This is a genomic window from Curtobacterium sp. MCBA15_016 (assembly GCF_001865105.1).
Classification (GTDB): domain Bacteria; phylum Actinomycetota; class Actinomycetes; order Actinomycetales; family Microbacteriaceae; genus Curtobacterium.
The window spans coordinates 72,851-88,767 of record NZ_MJGR01000001.1 but is presented as its reverse complement, the minus strand read 5'-3'; the positions used below and the strand labels follow the sequence as shown (position 1 = coordinate 88,767).

Sequence of the window (15,917 nt, the reverse complement as noted above, 5' to 3'; positions counted from 1 at the left end):
TACTGCAGGTGGAACGGTGAAAAAGGCTGATCAGGAGATGTTCGGCGGCGGAGCGCTCACCGACGATGCCGGTCGGACGACCGCGTTGGGCCGCGTCGCGGACCCGAAGGTCTCGACCAGCTCGAGCTCGTCGTTGACGACGTTCGCGAGCCGCTTCACGCCGACGCGGATCTGCTCCGGCGTCGGGTAGCAGAACGACAGGCGGATGTGACCGCCGCCGCGTCCGTCGGCGTAGAAGGCCGTCCCCGGGGTGTAGGCGACGAGCTCCTTGACTGCCCGCGGCAGCATCCCCTTGGAGTCGAGCGACTCGGGCAGGGTCAGCCACACGAAGAAGCCACCGTTCGGCTTCGTCCAGGACAGGTCCGGCAGGAACTCCCCCAGCGCGGACAGCATGGCGTCACGACGCTCGGCGTAGAGGCCCCGGAAGGTGTCGACCTGACCCTTCCAGTCCGCGGCGTCGAGGTAGGCGTTCACCACGTACTGGCCGAAGGAGTTCGGCGCGAGGACGGCCGACTCGTTGGCGAGGACGAGCTTCTCGCGGATGGCGTGGGGTGCGAGGGCCCAGCCGACGCGGAAGCCCGGCGCGAGCGTCTTGGAGAACGAGCCGAGGTAGACCACGCCCTCCTCGTCGATCGATCGGATCGCCTGCGGCGCCGGCTCGTCGAACCAGAGGAGGCCGTACGGGTTGTCCTCGAGCACGAGGATGTTGTTCGAACGGCAGATGTCGAGGATCTCGATGCGACGCTCGCGGCTGAGGGTCACACCGGCGGGGTTGTGGAAGTTCGGGATCGTGTAGAGGAACTTGATCCGCTTGCCCTGGGTCCGCAGGTTCGCGATCGCTTCGCGCAGCGCTTCGGGGACGAGACCGTTCTCGTCGGTGGTGACGTGCACGGTCTCGGCCTGGTACGACCGGAAGACCCCGATCGCGCCGACGTAGGACGGCGATTCGGCGAGCACGACGTCACCCGGGTCGATGAAGAGTCGGGTGACGAGGTCCAGCGCGTGCTGCGACCCGGTGGTGACGACGACGTCCTCGGCACTGGCACGGATGCCCTCGAGGCTCATCACGTCGACGATGTGCTCGCGCAGGGACCGCAGGCCCTGTCCCCCGCCGTACTGGAGCGCCATGGCGGCGTCCTCGGCCATCACACGGTCGAGGGAGCCCGTGACGAGCTCACGCGGCAGCGCGGAGACGTACGGCATGCCGCCGGCGAGCGAGACCACCTCGGGCCGCGACGCGACGGCGAACAGGGCTCGGACCTCGGAGGCGCTCAGCCCGGCGGTGCGCTGGGCGTAGGAGTCGTACCAGGGGTCGAGGCTGTTGCCGTTCGTCATCTTGGCTCCGTTCCAGCGGGACCTGCCCGCCACTCACATTCCCGCCACACTACGACATCGACCCCGGGAACCCGGGCCCCACGACAGAGCCGATCCTGAACCGGTGGCCCGGAACCGCGAGCGGCCCCGCACCCGGTGGGGTGCGGGGCCGCTCGGTGGGGCAGGTGCCTACGCGAGGAACTCTGCGAGGTCGGCCTCGAGCGCCGGCTTCGGCTTCGCGCCGATGACGGTCTTGACGACCTCGCCGCCCTTGAAGACCTTCATCGCCGGGATCGACGTGATCTGGTAGTTCATGGCCGACTGGGGGTTGTCGTCCACGTTGAGCTTCACGATCTCGATCTTGCCGGCGTGCTCTTCGGCGATCTGGTCGAGGATCGGCGAGACCGCGCGACACGGGCCGCACCACTCGGCCCAGAAGTCGACGAGGATCGTCTTGTCGGACTTGAGGACCTCGTCCGAGAAGGTGGCGTCGGTGACTGCCTTGGCGTTGGACATGTGTGCTCCTTCGAGAAGTCGATCAGTGGGTGCAACGCCCGGGGCGCTGCGGTATTCCGTGGATCAGGCGTGGGCGGCTTCGACGTCGACCGTGACGGGCGACTCCGGGGTCACGCCCTCGGCCGGGCCGGTCAGCGCGTCGTCGAGCTCGGCGAGGTACTTCTCCGCGTCGAGCGCCGCGACGGTGCCGGAGCCGGCGGCCGTGATCGCCTGGCGGTAGGTCGGGTCGATGACGTCACCGGCGGCGAACACGCCGGGCAGGTTCGTCTTCGAGGAGCGACCCTGGACCGCGATCGTGCCCTCGGGGGCGATGTCGATCTGGCCGTGGATCAGGTGCGTGCGCGGGTCGTTGCCGATCGCGATGAAGAGGCCGTCGAGGGCCAGTTCGCTCTCGGTGCCGTCCACCGTGTCGCGCAGCGTGACGCCGGTCACCGCGGAGTCACCCGTGATGCCGGTGACCTCCTTGTTCCACGCGAACTCGATCTTCGGGTCGTTCATCGCCCGGTCCTGCATGATCTTCGACGCGCGCAGGGTGTCCTTGCGGTGGATGACCGTCACCTTGTCGGCGAAGCGGGTGAGGAACGTGGCCTCTTCCATCGCAGAGTCGCCACCGCCGACGACGGCGATGTTCTTCTGGCGGAAGAAGAAGCCGTCGCAGGTCGCGCACCAGCTGACGCCGTGGCCGGACAGCCGCTCTTCGTCGGCGAGGCCGAGGTGGCGGTACGCCGAGCCGGTCGCGTAGATGACTGCGAGGGCCTCGTACGTCTCGCCGGAGCCGACCGTGACCTTCTTGACGTCACCGGTGAGGTCGACCGACACGGCGTCGTCGTACAGGACCTCGGCGCCGAACTTCTCGGCCTGTTCCTGCATCTTGATCATGAGGTCCGGGCCTTGGATCCCCTCGGGGAAGCCCGGGAAGTTCTCGACCTCGGTCGTCTTCGTGAGCTCGCCGCCGGTCTCGACGCTGGAGGCGACGATCAGGGGCTTGAGCTCCGCGCGTGCCGCGTAGATGCCGGCGGTGAACCCGGCCGGGCCGGAACCGATGATGATGAGCTGGCGCATGCCTCGCTGCCCTTCCGTAGATAGCTGACCGGGTCAACACATGCTACCGGCGTGGCATTCCGCATCACCCGGGAGCGCGTCAGCGACCGAGCCGCTTCCGCAGGATGTCGACGGCGCCCCTGATCTCGCCGTTCTTCGCGACGACGAGCGCCCCGAAGTAGACGAGCACCATCACGGCGCCGGTGAGGGCGATGGTGATCAGTGCGCCGGAGACGTCGGACATCGCGAACCCGTCGGCCGAGAAGCCGCCGAAGAAGTTGACGACGACGAGCCCCACGACGCCGGAGATGAGCGCGGCGATGACGAACTGCACGTGCGACCGCGTGACGATCGGCCCCTCGATGCCGTTCAGACGCTTGCGGACGAGGACGAGCGCGATGATCGTCTGCACGGTGCCCGCGACGGTCGTGCACACCGCGATCGAGACGCCGATCACGTTGCCGGGGAAGGTCGCGACGGCGAGGGCGCCGATGACGAACAGCACCGACTGGACGCACTGCATCAGGAACGGCGTGCGGTGGTCGTGCAGGGCCCAGAACACCCGCTGGATGATGAAGAGCATGCTGAACAGCACGAGACCCGGCATGTAGGCCCACAGGACCTCGGCCATCGCCTGGGTGTGGTCGAACCGGTTCTCCCAGATCCGGGCGAACGGCATCGCGAGCACGATGAGCGCGACGCTCGCGAACACGGTGAACAGGCCGACGATCCGCAGCGAGAGCGAGAGGTTCCGGCGCACTGCTCCGAGGTCGCCGCGTTCGGCGTCGTGGCTCATCCGCGTGAAGTACGCCGTCGCGATGGAGACCGCGATGATCGAGTGCGGGAGCATGAACAGCAGCCACGTCGTGCCGAGGGTGGCGATGCCGGCGCCCCCGGCGAGCGACGCGACGCGGGACTGCACGATGCCGGCGAGCTGCGTCACGAGGATCATCGCGAAGAGCCACCCGGCGGCCGTCCCGGTGGAGCGCAGCCCCACGCCGCGCCAGCGGAAGTCCGGTCGGAAGGTCAGTCCGGCACGCCGCCAGAAGAACGGCAGGAAGGCGGCCTGCGCGAACACGCCCAGCGACGCGCTGCCGGCGAGGACGGCGATCTTGATCGCCGTCCACCCCTCGGTGGAGGAGTTGACGTCGCGACCGCCGAACAGCGCGATGAAGACGATCAGTCCAGCGATCGCGATGACGTTGTTGAGCAGCGGCGCCCAGGTGAAGGGCCCGAACACCTGCTTCGCGTTGAGGACCTCGCCGAGGAGCGAGTACATCGCGTAGAAGAGGATCTGCGGCAGGCACCAGAACGCGAAGGCGACGGCCAGGTCCGTCTGCGCGTCGGTGAAGCCCTTGCTGTCGCCGGACGCCTGCTGGCTGTACACGGAGACGAGGAACGGTGCGAGGAGCGTCGCGACGATCGCGATGACGACGAACACCGACCCGCCGAGCGTCACGATCTTGTTGACGTAGGCCACGCCGCCGTCGGTGTGCTGCTTCATCGAGCGGACGATCTGCGGGATGAGCACGGCGGACAGCAGGCCGCCGGCGATGAGCGCGTAGATGTTGTTCGGCAGCTGGTTCGAGATGCCGAAGGCGTTCGCGGCGTCGGAGCCGGTGTTGCCGATCGCGAAGGCGAGGACGAAGGTCTTCGCGAAGCCGAGGATGCGCGACAGCATGGTGCCGGCGGCGAGCATCGCGCTGGCACGGCCGAGACTGCGCTCGGCGGCCGGCTCCGCGTCGACGGACGGCTCGGGCTGGGTGGCGCTGATGGTCGGCTCCTCGGGGTCGGCTGTCGGTGCGTCGCGCACCGCGGTGTCGGACTGGAGGAACGGTGCCCGCCGGTCGTGCGGCGATGCGGCGGGCACGGGGTCCCCACCGACCACCGGCTGGACCTCGAGCAGCCGGTTCGGGTCCTCGTCGTCGTCCTCGTCGACGTCGCCGTTCCGGCGACGGCGACGCTTCCGGATGCTCCGGAAGATGCCGAACCCGAAGATCGCGACGAGCGCCACCGCCGCGGCCGCGGTGATCACGGTCTCCCACTGCGCCTGGACGTTCAGCTCGACGGTGGCCGGGGTCGCGATCTTCACCCCGGTCGGACTCGTGAGGGAGAGGGTCAGGTTGACCTTGCCGTTCGCGACCGACTGGACCGGCACCGTCGTGCGGGTGGAGGAGTCCGGCTGGATCTTCACCTCGATGTCGTTCCGCACCACCCGCAGCGCGGAGTTGGACGGCTGCACGGACAACAGCACCGTGACCGGGAAGTCGGAGCGGTTCCGGATCGAGATCGGCAGCGAGGAGCGGTCGCCGAGCAGGGTGAGGCTGCTCGAGTCGGGGATGCTGATCTGCGAGGTCTTGCCCGCCCAGTTCGCGACCTGGGCGTCGACGGCGGTCGCGAGGCCGTCCGTGTCGATGCGCCAGGCGTTCGAGGCCAGGGCAAGCAGCCGGAGTCGGGCGGGCGCGGTCAGGTCGGTCGGGGTGTCCAGCGCGGACGCGAACCCGGCGAGGTCCTGTTCGCCGTCCACCAGTCGCTGCAGCTGGTCGATGCGAGCGTCGCCGTTCGTCCCGGCGGACAGCGTGAGGGAGCCGGCCGTCGCGGAGGCCGCGGTGGAGAGGTCCGCCGGGGCGACCCAGGCGGTGTCCTCGAGTGCGTCGAGGGCCTGGCTCAGCCGCGCGGAGTTCGTCGGCCAGTCGCGACCGAGGGTGAGCAGGATCGGTGCCTCGGCCGTGCCCGCCCGGGCGGAGGTCGCGAGCGTCGCGGTGAGCTCGGACATGGCCGTCGACCACTCCTGCTGGCTCGACGCGGTCGCCGCGGTGCGGAGCAGGGCGGACATCGACTGGTCGGACACGAGGACGTGTTGCCCGGCGATCTGCTCGGACGCGGCGATCGTCGTGTCCGCGTCGGCCGACGTGTTGCCGCTCGACACGATCGTCGTCTTCGAGCCGGCCTTCGCGAGCGCCGGCAGGTCCGCCGCGGTGACGGTGCCGTCGGACGGCCAGGCGATCCCGTCCATCGAGTAGGGGAAGTCGAGCAGGGAATCGGTGGTGGGCAGCGTCGCGGGTGCCTCGTCGTCCGTCCCTGGGTCCGCGGTGGCGTCGTCGGTCGGTGACGTCGAGGCGGAGGGGTCGGCCGTCGGGCTCTGCGGATCCGACGTCGGGGTCGGGGTCGGGGTGGACGCGCCGGGGAAGTTCTGCTGCTTGATCTCCTGGTCGAGGGAGATCGGCGAGAGGACCCCGTCGGCTCCCGCCTGCCGGAGGCCGGTGACGTCGGCGTCGGCGTACGGGAGCGCGAAGGTCTCGTTGCGGAGTGACTCGAGCCGGTCCAGCCACGCGGTCGCCGACGACGGAGCGTTCTCACCGAGGATCCGGATGGACGCGATGATCCGCGGGTCGATCGCGACGGCGACGTTGTGGTCCTCGGCGGCGTCGAGCTGCTGGGTGAGCGTGCCGTCGACGGCGGTCGCTGAGGCCAGGACGCCGGCCGTCAGGACGCCCTGGTTCGTCGCCGGGACGGTGATGGGCATCGCGACCGAGACGCTCACCGGCGTCTGGTCCGTCTCGGGGTACCAGGTGATCGCGGACCGCGCCACGGCGTAGGTGTCACCGGCCGTGTACTCGGCGGCGATGCGTCGCGCGCCGAACGACGAGTACCCGCCGAGGGCGACGTTGCCCGAGACGATCTTCACCGAGCCGAGCGTGACGGATCGGTGTGCAGGGACCGCCGGGACGTCCACGGAGTCCATCGGGGCGCCGAGGTAACCGGTCGTGCTGGTGTCGGCGAGCCAGTCGGAGAGGACGTCGCGCGTGCTCACGGAGCGGAAGATGTCGAGCTCCGCGGTGCCGGCGGGGACGTCCGCGTCGGTGTCGTTCGTGACCGTGACGGAGAGCTCGAGGTCCTCGTCGCGCTGGACGATCCCGCGGTTCGCCGGCGCGATCGTGATCGTCGTCCGGCCCTGCTCGGCAGCCGCCGGGTGTGCGGCGTGCGTCGTGGTCGTGGAGGCCGTCGTGGCGAGTGCACCGTCGGCCGCAGCGGGCGCGACGACGAGGCCGAGCGCGACGAGGGCCGACGCGGCGGCGGCGAGCGTGGTGCGGAAGATCTGCATGCGGGAGGGGCCACGGGGTCGGTTCGGGCCGTCCACGAGTGTATGAGGCCCGACCATGAACGCTCCCGTGCGCGCGCACGTTGTGGAGAACTCAGGCCTGCGATCTGGGAGGATGAGGACCGTCATGCAGTCCGTTGCCCAGGCCGTCGAGCGACTCGACGCACTCGCCGCCACCGAGCCCGTCGCCATCCTCGCTCGGGCCTTCGCCGACGCCGGACACGAACTGGCCCTCGTCGGTGGGCCCGTCCGCGACGCCTTCCTCGGGCGTGCGGTCACCGACCTCGACTTCACCACCGACGCCCGTCCGGACGACATCCTGCGGATCGTCGGACCGATCGCGAGCAACACCTGGGACGTCGGTCGGCAGTTCGGCACCATCGCCGCGCGGGTGGCCGGCGAGCAGGTCGAGATCACCACGTACCGCAGCGACGTCTACGACGGCGAGACCCGCAAGCCCGAGGTCGCGTTCGGCGACACCATCGAGGACGACCTGCTCCGCCGCGACTTCACCGTCAACGCGATGGCGCTCCGTCTGCCCGCGCGGGAGCTCGTCGACGTGCACGGCGGCGTCGAGGACCTCCTCGCCGAGCGCCTGCACACGCCTCAGGCCGCCCGGGTCTCCTTCCGCGACGACCCCCTGCGGATGATGCGCGCCGCCCGGTTCACCGCGCAGCTCGGCTTCACGGTCTCGGACGAGGTGCGCGAGGCCATGACGGACCTGGTCGACTCGATCGACATCGTCTCCGCCGAGCGGGTCCGCGACGAACTGGTCAAGCTCCTGAACACGGACGAACCGGTGGACGGCGTGCGACTGCTCGTCGACACCGGGCTCGCCGAGCGCTTCCTCCCCGAACTGCCGGCGATGCGGCTCGAGATCGACGAGCACCACCACCACAAGGACGTCTACGAGCACTCCCTCACGGTCCTGACGCAGGCGATCGGCTACGAGGCCGAGCGGCACCCCGGCGAGGCCCCCGACACGGTGCTCCGACTCGCCGCGCTCCTGCACGACATCGGGAAGCCGGCGACCCGCAAGCTCGAGCCCGGCGGCGCCGTGAGCTTCCACCACCACGACCTCGTCGGCTCGAAGCTCGCGAAGAAGCGGCTCCGTGCCCTGCGCTTCGACAACGACACCATCGCCGCCGTCAGCCGCCTGATCGAGCTGCACCTCCGCTTCTTCGGCTACACGGACGGCGCGTGGACCGACTCCGCCGTCCGTCGCTACGTCCGGGACGCCGGCGACCAGCTCGAACGCCTGCACGAGCTCACCCGCTCCGACGTCACCACCCGGAACCGCCGCAAGGCCGACCGGCTCGCCTTCGCGTACGACGACCTCGAGGACCGGATCCGGGAACTCTCCGAGCAGGAGAAGCTCGACTCGATCCGTCCCGACCTCTCCGGCGACGACATCATGCGCATCCTCGACATCCCGCCGGGGCGTGCCGTGGGCGAGGCCTACCGCTTCCTCCTCGAGGTGCGGATGGACGAGGGCCCCCTCGGGTCCGACGATGCCGAAGCGCGCCTGCGGGACTGGTGGGCCGCCCGCGACGCGACCGCCTGACGGACGCGATCGGTTCTGCACCGCCGGTGGCGCGCCTCCAGGCCGTCCGCTAAGCTTGCCGGGTTGTCCGCACGCACTTTGCGTGGCGGGACACATGCATCAACCCTCCTGCCCCGAGAACTGCTCGGGGCCGCTGAGACCAGAGGAGGTGGGTTCCGCATGCACCAGTACGAACTGATGGCGATCCTCGACCCCGAGATCGACGAGCGCACCGTCGCTCCCAGCCTGGACAAGTTCCTCGCTGTGATCCGCAACGACGGTGGCACCGTCGACAACGTGGACGTCTGGGGCCGTCGTCGTCTCGCCTACGAGATCGCGAAGAAGTCCGAGGGCATCTACGCCGTCGTGGACTTCACGTCCACCCCCGAGGCCGCCAAGGAGCTGGACCGTCAGCTCGGCCTCTCCGAGGCCGTGCTCCGCACGAAGGTCCTCCGCGCCGAAGAGGGCATCGCGCAGGTCGCCGCCCAGAAGCAGCGCGACGAGGCCCGCGCGGCCCGCAAGGCCGCCAACGCAACCGCGACCGCGAGCGCCGAGTAACCCGTGGCCGGCGAAACCGTCATCACGGTGGTGGGCAACCTCACCGCGGACCCGGAGCTGCGGTACACGCAGAACGGGCTCGCCGTGGCGAACTTCACCATCGCGTCGACTCCTCGCACGTTCGACCGTCAGGCGAACGAGTGGAAGGACGGCGACGCGCTGTTCCTCCGTGCGAGCGTCTGGCGCGAGTTCGCCGAGCACGTGGCGGGCTCGCTGACGAAGGGCTCGCGCGTCATCGCGCAGGGTCGTCTCCGTCAGCGCTCGTACCAGGACCGTGAGGGCCAGCAGCGCACGAGCATCGAGCTCGAGGTCGACGAGATCGGCCCGTCGCTCCGCTACGCGACCGCGCAGATCACCCGTGCTGCGGGTGGCTCCGGCGGCGGTCGTGGCCAGGTCGGTGGCGGCAACGCCCCGGCGGGCAACGGCGGCAACGGCGGCGGCTGGAACAACAACGGCGGCGGTCAGTCGGACGCGCCCTGGTCCACCCAGGGTGGCCAGCAGGGCGGCAACGCACAGTCGAACGACGTGTGGAGCACCCCGGGCGGCACGTACGACGACGAGACCCCGTTCTGATCCTCCGCGGTTCAACGGACACAACTTCCACTTCTTAAGGACAAACAATGGCTGGAAAGAGCACCGGCGATCGCCGGAAGCCTCGCGGTAAGGGCGGCAAGAACGCCGCTCCCGCGAAGTCGATCAAGGTCGGCGTCATCGACTACAAGGACGTCGCGACCCTTCGCAAGTTCATCTCGGAGCGTGGCAAGATCCGCGCCCGTCGCATCACCGGCGTCTCCGTCCAGGAGCAGCGCCTCATCGCCCGTGCCGTGAAGAACGCCCGTGAGATGGCGCTCCTCCCCTACGCCGGCTCCGGCCGCTGATCGGAGGTCGACACATGTCGAAGCTCATCCTCACCCACGAGGTCTCCGGCCTCGGTTCCGCCGGTGACGTCGTCGACGTCAAGAACGGCTACGCCCGCAACTACCTGATCCCGCAGGGCTTCGCTGTCGCGTGGTCCAAGGGCGGCGAGAAGCAGGTCGAGTCGATCCGTGCGGCACGTGCCGCTCGCGAGCTCGCCACCATCGAAGAGGCACAGGACCTCAAGATGAAGCTCGAGAACGCGACCATCAAGCTGACCGTCAAGGCCGGCAAGGACGGTCGTCTGTTCGGCTCCGTCCGTCCGGGCGACGTCGCTGACGCCGTCCAGGCGCAGGGCGTCGGCTCGCTCGACAAGCGCAAGGTCGAGGTCCCCGCGACCATCAAGACCGTCGGTGACCACGAGGCCACCGTGCGTCTGCGCGAGGACATCACTGCCGTGATCTCGCTCCAGGTCGTCGCCGCCAAGTAACACTGGCTGCGGTCTTCCGCTCACGACGGGCGGGTCTCCTCCGGGAGGCCCGCCCGTCGTCGCGTTCCGGGGTCGTCGGTGGCGGTTCCGACCCAGGAGGCGCGGCTCGTCCCGCGCTGACCGGTTACTTCTCAGACAGGGTCGCGCTTGCTGGGAACGGCTTGGGAAAGTTGTCCTCAGGTTTCTGTTTGTCAACTGTTTTTACACAGGCGAAACGGGCGGATCGGCAACCTTCAATGCGTACTTGAACCCCACTTCTCCACACATGGTGTGGAACATGAAACCCCAGGTCAAGCGGTCGAAATTGTGTTCCCCAGGCCACTTGTCCACACCCCTGTCCACAGTTGTCCACACAGCATCCCGGCGTGTTCCGCAGGCTCTCCACAGAGTTATCCACAGGGCCGTTTGCTGGGGATAACTCTGTCCCCGTAGCTTGGCCCAGCGACTCGGCGATGTCGGTCGCCCGGGGTAGAACAGGGACGGTCGGTTCGTGACGGCCGCCGTCGGGCGGACCCGTCGCAGCCACTGGACGAGCCGCCACTGAACAAAGAGGAGCAAGTGTGTCGATCGCGCATCTCGAACCCGCGCCGCAGGACTACGCGGATCGTGGTGGCGCGGAACGCACTCCCCCGCACGACATGCTCGCCGAGCAGTCGACGATCGGCGGCATGCTCCTGTCGAAGGACGCCGTGGCCGACGTCATCGAGACCGCACGTGGCGTGGACTTCTACATCCCCAAGCACGAGGTCATCTTCGACGCGATCCTGTCCCTCTACTCGCACGGTGAGCCGACCGACGTCATCGCCGTCACCGACGAGCTGACGAAGACCGGCCTGCTGTCCCGCGCCGGCGGCGCCGAGTACCTGCACAGCGTGACGAGCATGGTGCCCACCGCAGCGAACGCCGGGTACTACGCGGCGATCGTGGCGGAGAAGGCCGTGCTGCGCCGCCTGGTCGACGCGGGCACCCGCATCGTGCAGATGGGCTACGCGTCCGAGGGTGAGGTCACCGACCTTGTCAACAGCGCCCAGGCCGAGGTCTACAACGTCGCCGGTGGTGTCCAGACCGAGGACTACGTCCCCCTCACCGACGCCATCTCCGCCGCCCTCGACGAGATCGAGGCTGCGAAGGGGCGCGACGGGCAAATGACCGGCGTCCCGACCGGCTTCGCCCAGCTCGACGGCCTCACGAACGGTTTCCACCCCGGGCAGCTCATCATCATCGCCGCCCGACCGGCCCTCGGGAAGTCGACGCTCGCGCTCGACCTCTGCCGTGCGGCCGCCATCAAGCACAACGAGACCGCCGCCTTCTTCTCGCTCGAGATGGGTCGCGCCGAGATCGCGATGCGTCTGCTCTCCGCCGAGTCCAGCGTGCCGCTGCAGAACATGCGCAAGGGCACCGTCGACTCCCGCGACTGGACGACCATCGCGCAGACCCGTGGGCGGATCAACGACGCGCCGTTCTTCATCGACGACTCCCCCAACATGACGCTCGTCGAGATCCGGGCGAAGTGCCGGCGCCTCAAGCAGCAGCACAACCTCCGCATGGTCGTCATCGACTACCTGCAGCTCATGACCTCCGGCAAGAAGGTCGAGTCCCGCCAGCAAGAGGTCTCCGAGTTCTCGCGTGCACTGAAGCTCATGGCGAAGGAGCTCCAGGTCCCCGTCGTCGCACTGTCGCAGCTGAACCGTGGTCCCGAGCAGCGTGCCGACAAGAAGCCCCAGATCTCCGACCTGCGTGAGTCCGGCTCGATCGAGCAGGACGCCGACATGGTCATCCTGCTGCACCGTGAGTCGGCGTACGAGAAGGACAACCCGCGGCAGGGCGAGGCGGACCTCATCGTGGCGAAGCACCGCAACGGGCCGACGGACACGATCACGGTGGCGTTCCACGGGATGTTCTCGAGGTTCGTGGACATGCCGCAGTAACGCGTTTGTTGTCGTCTGCTGTGAAGTGAAGGACAAGTTGTCGTTTCGAAACACAAGTTGTCGCCGACGGGGACCAAGTTGTCGCGCCAATGGCGTCGAACCTGCCCTTCATGGGCGGGCTGGTCTGGAAGGGAATGCGCAGGTGCAGACGCTCCATGGTCATCGGTGGCTCCCTGACGATCCGGACCCCCGGCCGCGAACCCGGACGATCTCGAACCGTGGCGAGGTCATTCTCCGGTCGCGAGAGCACCGACGTAGAGACACACAGGCCCTCGATTGGAGAGACCGTCCGTGACGATCTGTAGTGGGGAAGTGCTCGATGAGATTCGCGCGGAAGCCTCACGGGTCGAGGAGAACGCCACCTTTGGCCAGCAGGGCAACCTGGAGGCTTCAAAGGGGTGGAGTGTCCTCGGTTGGGTCCTCGGTAGTGTCATCGCCGCCGGCAGTGCGGTCGGTGGCGTGATGACCTTCGCTTCCGGTGACCTGCAGTACGTAGGTGCGGTGCTTGCGCTCGTGGCAGCCGCGACGACGGGCGTTCACGGAACACTGCGTCCGGCCCGGCGGTCAGAGCGCGCGAGGGTCGCGGCCGTCCAGTTCGGTTCCGTCCGTGATCGAGCGCGTCGGCTACGAACGGTCGACGTAGTCAGCGGTGATGACGTCGGTGCCCTTCGGCAACGCTTGGACGTGGTGGGTGAGGAGCTCACGGCAGCGAGCCGCGCGGCGGACCCCACACCACGGTGGGCGTACTTACGGGCGAAGCGCAACATCGAGGTCGAGCACGGCCAGACCCACCGGATCGACCGATGACATCGCCAAGCGTCTACTTAGATGAGCAGATCCGCACAATGACGCCATCGGGACTGCTGCAGGTTTGGTTGACTCCTGAGAGGTAGGGGCATGGGCTCCTGCTGGAAGGATGTGCGCCATGGTGAAGGCGTATCCGGAAGAGTTCCGCCGCGATGTGATCGCGGTCGCCCGGAAGGGTGAGACGTCGGTGCGGCAGGTCGCGAAGGACTTCGGTGTGTCCGAGTCCTGCCTGGCCCGCTGGTTGCGTCTCGCGGACCGCGATGACGGCGTCCCTGCTGCTGCGTCGCCATCCGTGAAGGCGATTGAGCAGGCCGAGCTGCGGGACGCGCAGAAACGGATCCGGCTGCTCGAGCAGGAGAACGAGATCCTCCGCCGGGCAGCGGCGTACTTCGCCCAGTCGCAACTCCCAAAATGATTTACCCGCTGGTCCTCGAACTCGCCGCCGATGGTGTCCCCGTCGCGGTGACCTGCCGGGTGCTGGGTTTCTCGAAACAGGCCTTCTATCGGTGGCGCGCCGACCCGGTTTCTCAGCGGGACTGGGAGGACGCGCACCTGACCAACGCAGCGATCGATGCGCACAGGGACGATCCGACGTTCGGGTACCGGTTCATCGCCGATGACCTTCATGCTGCCGGCCATCGGGTGTCCGAGCGGCAGGTGTGGCGGTTGTGCTCGCAGCAGCGGCTGTGGTCGTTGCATGCGAAGAAGCGTGGCCTGAATCGGAAGGCCGGGCCGCCGGTGCACGACGACCGGGTCCGCCGTTCGTTCACGGCGCCAGATATCGACAAGCTCTGGCTGACCGATATCACCGAGCACAACACGGCAGAGGGCAAGCTGTACCTCTGCGCGGTCAAGGACGCCTGCTCGCGGCGCATCGTCGGCTACTCGATCAGTGACCGGATGCGGTCCTCGCTCGCCGTCGCGGCCCTGCGGATGGCGGTGCACCGCCGGAACCCGGCCAAGACGGTTGTGCACTCGGATCGGGGCAGCCAGGCCGTATTCAACCGGTCGTCGCAACAGTGGGTTGTTGGCTCGAGCGTAGTTGGTCGGCGAAGACCTCAGCAGGAGTGCGCCAGCCAAGGATGCCCCGTGGTCGGTTGTTGATCGCATCGGCAATGGCGGCGATTTCCGCAGCGCTCCAGCGAGACAGGTCGGTGCCTTTCGGGAAGTACTGCCGCAGCAGACCGTTGAGGTGCTCGTTGCTGCCGCGCTGCCAGGGGCTCTTCGCGTCGGCGAAGTAGACCGGCATCCCGATCTGTGCGGTCAGGAGTGTGTGCGCGGACATCTCTTTCCCGCGGTCCCAGGTCAACGAGCGACGCAATGATGCGGGCAGTGCGTCGAAAGTGGCGACGAGCGCGTTCTTCATGGTCACAGCCCCGTAGCCAGCCAAGGCCGGCCCGTTCTTCCGCGGCGGTATGAGCCCGTAGCCGACCTGCCTCGGCAGGTGCACCAGCATCGCGAACCGTGTGCTCCGATCGATCAGCGTTCCGATCGCGGATCGCTTGAGCCCGATGATGAGGTCCCCTTCCCAGTGCCCAGCGACGTCACGGCCGTCCGCTTCCGCGGGCCGCTGCTTCAGCGTCGTGCTGGCCGTGACGTGCGCCCACGCCTGCATCCGGGTCCGTGCTCGAGGTTTGCGCTTCGTCCGCCCGCGCCGCAGATGCCACGACTGCTCCCTCGTCAGGCCGCCTCGATCAGGGATGTAGAGGGCTTGGTAGATCGCTTCGTGCGAGATCCGCATGGACGGGTCGTGCGGGAACTCGACCGGGAGTCGTCTCGCGATCTGCTGCGGGCTCCACGCAGCAACCCACTCTCGGTCCTCGCGGTGTGGCTTGCTCTTCCCGTCCCACGCCGGTCCTTCCGGACCGATCCGGTTCCCAGCACTGTCGTGGAGGCGGCCGCTGAGCTTATCGGCGACATAGTCGCGAAGCCGCTGGTTCGTGCGTAGCTTCGCCACCTTCGGTCGGCGCGCTCGACGTTCCGCGTGCCACTGCGCCGTCGAGGCCTTGTAGTTCAGCCGGTAGGTGCGTGTTGATGCGTTTCGTCGCAGCTCGCGGGAGATCGTCGACGGCGCACGGCCAAGGCTGGCCGCGATCTCGCGCACGCCGTCACCGCGCGCCCGCATCAACGCGATGTCCTCACGCTCGTGCGACGACAGATACCTTCCTGACAGCGTCGGAGCGAGGTTGGGGTTCACGCCGCCAGCGTGCCGGAACCATCGATGCGCGACGGGCTCGGACACGCCCGCGGCGACACCGGCCTCTCGCGTCTTCACACCCGCCGCGATCGCAGCCCAGAACGCGACCCGATCCTCCCGCCACGCCACCGTCGGTCTGCCCGGCGACGGAATCTGCCCCCGATACGCCTGGACTTGTCGCTGACGATCTCGAACCCGCATCGAACACCTCCGGTATAAGGTGTTGCGACGACCGGTTGAATACGGCCAGTTCCGTTCGAAGAAGCTCGTCCGGGCGCTATCGGACGCCGGGCTGCTCGGATCGATGGGCCGAGTCGGCGCGTGCGCGGACAACGCTGCAATGGAATCGTTCTTCGCGCTCCTGCAGAAGAACGTCCTGAACCGGAAACGTTGGGCGACCAGGGAAGAGCTCCGGCTCGCGATCATCACCTGGATCGAAGCGACCTATCACCGGAAACGACGGCAACGAGGTCTGGGGAAGTTGACCCCGATCGAGTACGAGACGATCATCAACCCACAGGTCGCACTCGCGGCCTAAACGAACGAGTCAACCAATCCTGCAGCAG

Annotated in this window: 12 protein-coding genes and 2 pseudogenes; 9 read left to right on the top strand and 5 right to left on the bottom strand. The window is 68.2% G+C overall.

The window, feature by feature from the left end; genetic code table 11:
* Positions 1–30 precede the first annotated feature (30 nt).
* From BIV03_RS00485 to BIV03_RS20065, 4 genes are all read right to left on the bottom strand, one after another.
* Positions 31–1,335, bottom strand: coding sequence for a PLP-dependent aminotransferase family protein (locus BIV03_RS00485; RefSeq protein ID WP_071294222.1), 1,305 nt, complete (start codon positions 1,333–1,335; stop codon positions 31–33).
* A gap of 168 nt (positions 1,336–1,503) precedes the next feature.
* Positions 1,504–1,830 carry a thioredoxin gene (gene trxA / locus BIV03_RS00480; RefSeq protein ID WP_017887828.1) on the bottom strand — a complete coding sequence of 109 codons (327 nt, stop codon included), beginning with the start codon at positions 1,828–1,830 and terminating at the stop codon, positions 1,504–1,506.
* Between the two features lie 63 nt (positions 1,831–1,893).
* Positions 1,894–2,892 (bottom strand): thioredoxin-disulfide reductase, encoded by a 999-nt coding sequence (gene trxB, locus BIV03_RS00475; RefSeq protein ID WP_070417477.1) that lies wholly within the window; start codon positions 2,890–2,892, stop codon positions 1,894–1,896.
* Positions 2,893–2,971: 79 nt separating this feature from the next.
* Positions 2,972–6,976, bottom strand: coding sequence for a DUF6049 family protein (locus BIV03_RS20065; protein ID WP_254790658.1), 4,005 nt, complete (start codon positions 6,974–6,976; stop codon positions 2,972–2,974).
* 124 nt (positions 6,977–7,100) lie between these two features.
* On the opposite strand from BIV03_RS20065, the gene BIV03_RS00465 reads away from it, so the two are divergent.
* From BIV03_RS00465 to BIV03_RS20060, 8 genes and pseudogenes are all read left to right on the top strand, one after another.
* Positions 7,101–8,537 (top strand): CCA tRNA nucleotidyltransferase, encoded by a 1,437-nt coding sequence (locus tag BIV03_RS00465; RefSeq protein ID WP_071294221.1) that lies wholly within the window; start codon positions 7,101–7,103, stop codon positions 8,535–8,537.
* Between the two features lie 159 nt (positions 8,538–8,696).
* Positions 8,697–9,074, top strand: a complete 378-nt coding sequence (gene rpsF / locus BIV03_RS00460; protein ID WP_070417479.1) for a 30S ribosomal protein S6 — start codon at positions 8,697–8,699, stop codon at positions 9,072–9,074.
* Between the two features lie 3 nt (positions 9,075–9,077).
* Positions 9,078–9,647, top strand: a complete 570-nt coding sequence (locus BIV03_RS00455) for a single-stranded DNA-binding protein (protein WP_071294220.1) — start codon at positions 9,078–9,080, stop codon at positions 9,645–9,647.
* A 47-nt stretch (positions 9,648–9,694) separates the two neighbouring features.
* Positions 9,695–9,952, top strand: coding sequence for a 30S ribosomal protein S18 (gene rpsR / locus BIV03_RS00450; RefSeq protein ID WP_017887834.1), 258 nt, complete (start codon positions 9,695–9,697; stop codon positions 9,950–9,952).
* Positions 9,953–9,966: 14 nt separating this feature from the next.
* Complete coding sequence (gene rplI / locus BIV03_RS00445) at positions 9,967–10,419, top strand: 50S ribosomal protein L9 (RefSeq protein ID WP_069712629.1); 453 nt, start codon at positions 9,967–9,969, stop codon at positions 10,417–10,419.
* Positions 10,420–10,979: 560 nt separating this feature from the next.
* Positions 10,980–12,347 carry a replicative DNA helicase gene (gene dnaB, locus BIV03_RS00440; protein ID WP_070417481.1) on the top strand — a complete coding sequence of 456 codons (1,368 nt, stop codon included), beginning with the start codon at positions 10,980–10,982 and terminating at the stop codon, positions 12,345–12,347.
* A gap of 312 nt (positions 12,348–12,659) precedes the next feature.
* A complete protein-coding gene (locus BIV03_RS00435; protein ID WP_071294219.1) occupies positions 12,660–13,154 on the top strand; it encodes an SLATT domain-containing protein in 495 nt (164 codons plus the stop codon).
* Positions 13,155–13,272: 118 nt separating this feature from the next.
* Positions 13,273–14,147, top strand: a pseudogene (locus tag BIV03_RS20060) (IS3 family transposase); the annotation flags it as partial.
* A gap of 7 nt (positions 14,148–14,154) precedes the next feature.
* Here BIV03_RS20060 and BIV03_RS00425 read toward each other — a convergent pair.
* Positions 14,155–15,552: an IS30 family transposase gene (locus BIV03_RS00425; protein ID WP_071294218.1), complete on the bottom strand. Its 1,398-nt coding sequence runs from the start codon at positions 15,550–15,552 to the stop codon at positions 14,155–14,157.
* Positions 15,553–15,598: 46 nt separating this feature from the next.
* On the opposite strand from BIV03_RS00425, the pseudogene BIV03_RS00420 reads away from it, so the two are divergent.
* Positions 15,599–15,889, top strand: a pseudogene (locus tag BIV03_RS00420) (integrase core domain-containing protein); the annotation flags it as partial.
* Positions 15,890–15,917: the final 28 nt, after the last annotated feature.

Bases quoted from the DNA above. Each gene is read 5' to 3' on its own strand.
- BIV03_RS00485 (WP_071294222.1), bottom strand. From the start codon at position 1,335: ATGACGAACGGCAACAGCCTCGACCCCTGGTACGACTCCTACGCCCAG.
- trxA (WP_017887828.1), bottom strand. From the start codon at position 1,830: ATGTCCAACGCCAAGGCAGTCACCGACGCCACCTTCTCGGACGAGGTC.
- trxB (WP_070417477.1), bottom strand. From the start codon at position 2,892: ATGCGCCAGCTCATCATCATCGGTTCCGGCCCGGCCGGGTTCACCGCC.
- BIV03_RS20065 (WP_254790658.1), bottom strand. From the start codon at position 6,976: ATGCAGATCTTCCGCACCACGCTCGCCGCCGCCGCGTCGGCCCTCGTC.
- BIV03_RS00465 (WP_071294221.1), top strand. From the start codon at position 7,101: ATGCAGTCCGTTGCCCAGGCCGTCGAGCGACTCGACGCACTCGCCGCC.
- rpsF (WP_070417479.1), top strand. From the start codon at position 8,697: ATGCACCAGTACGAACTGATGGCGATCCTCGACCCCGAGATCGACGAG.
- rpsR (WP_017887834.1), top strand. From the start codon at position 9,695: ATGGCTGGAAAGAGCACCGGCGATCGCCGGAAGCCTCGCGGTAAGGGC.
- rplI (WP_069712629.1), top strand. From the start codon at position 9,967: ATGTCGAAGCTCATCCTCACCCACGAGGTCTCCGGCCTCGGTTCCGCC.
- BIV03_RS00425 (WP_071294218.1), bottom strand. From the start codon at position 15,552: ATGCGGGTTCGAGATCGTCAGCGACAAGTCCAGGCGTATCGGGGGCAG.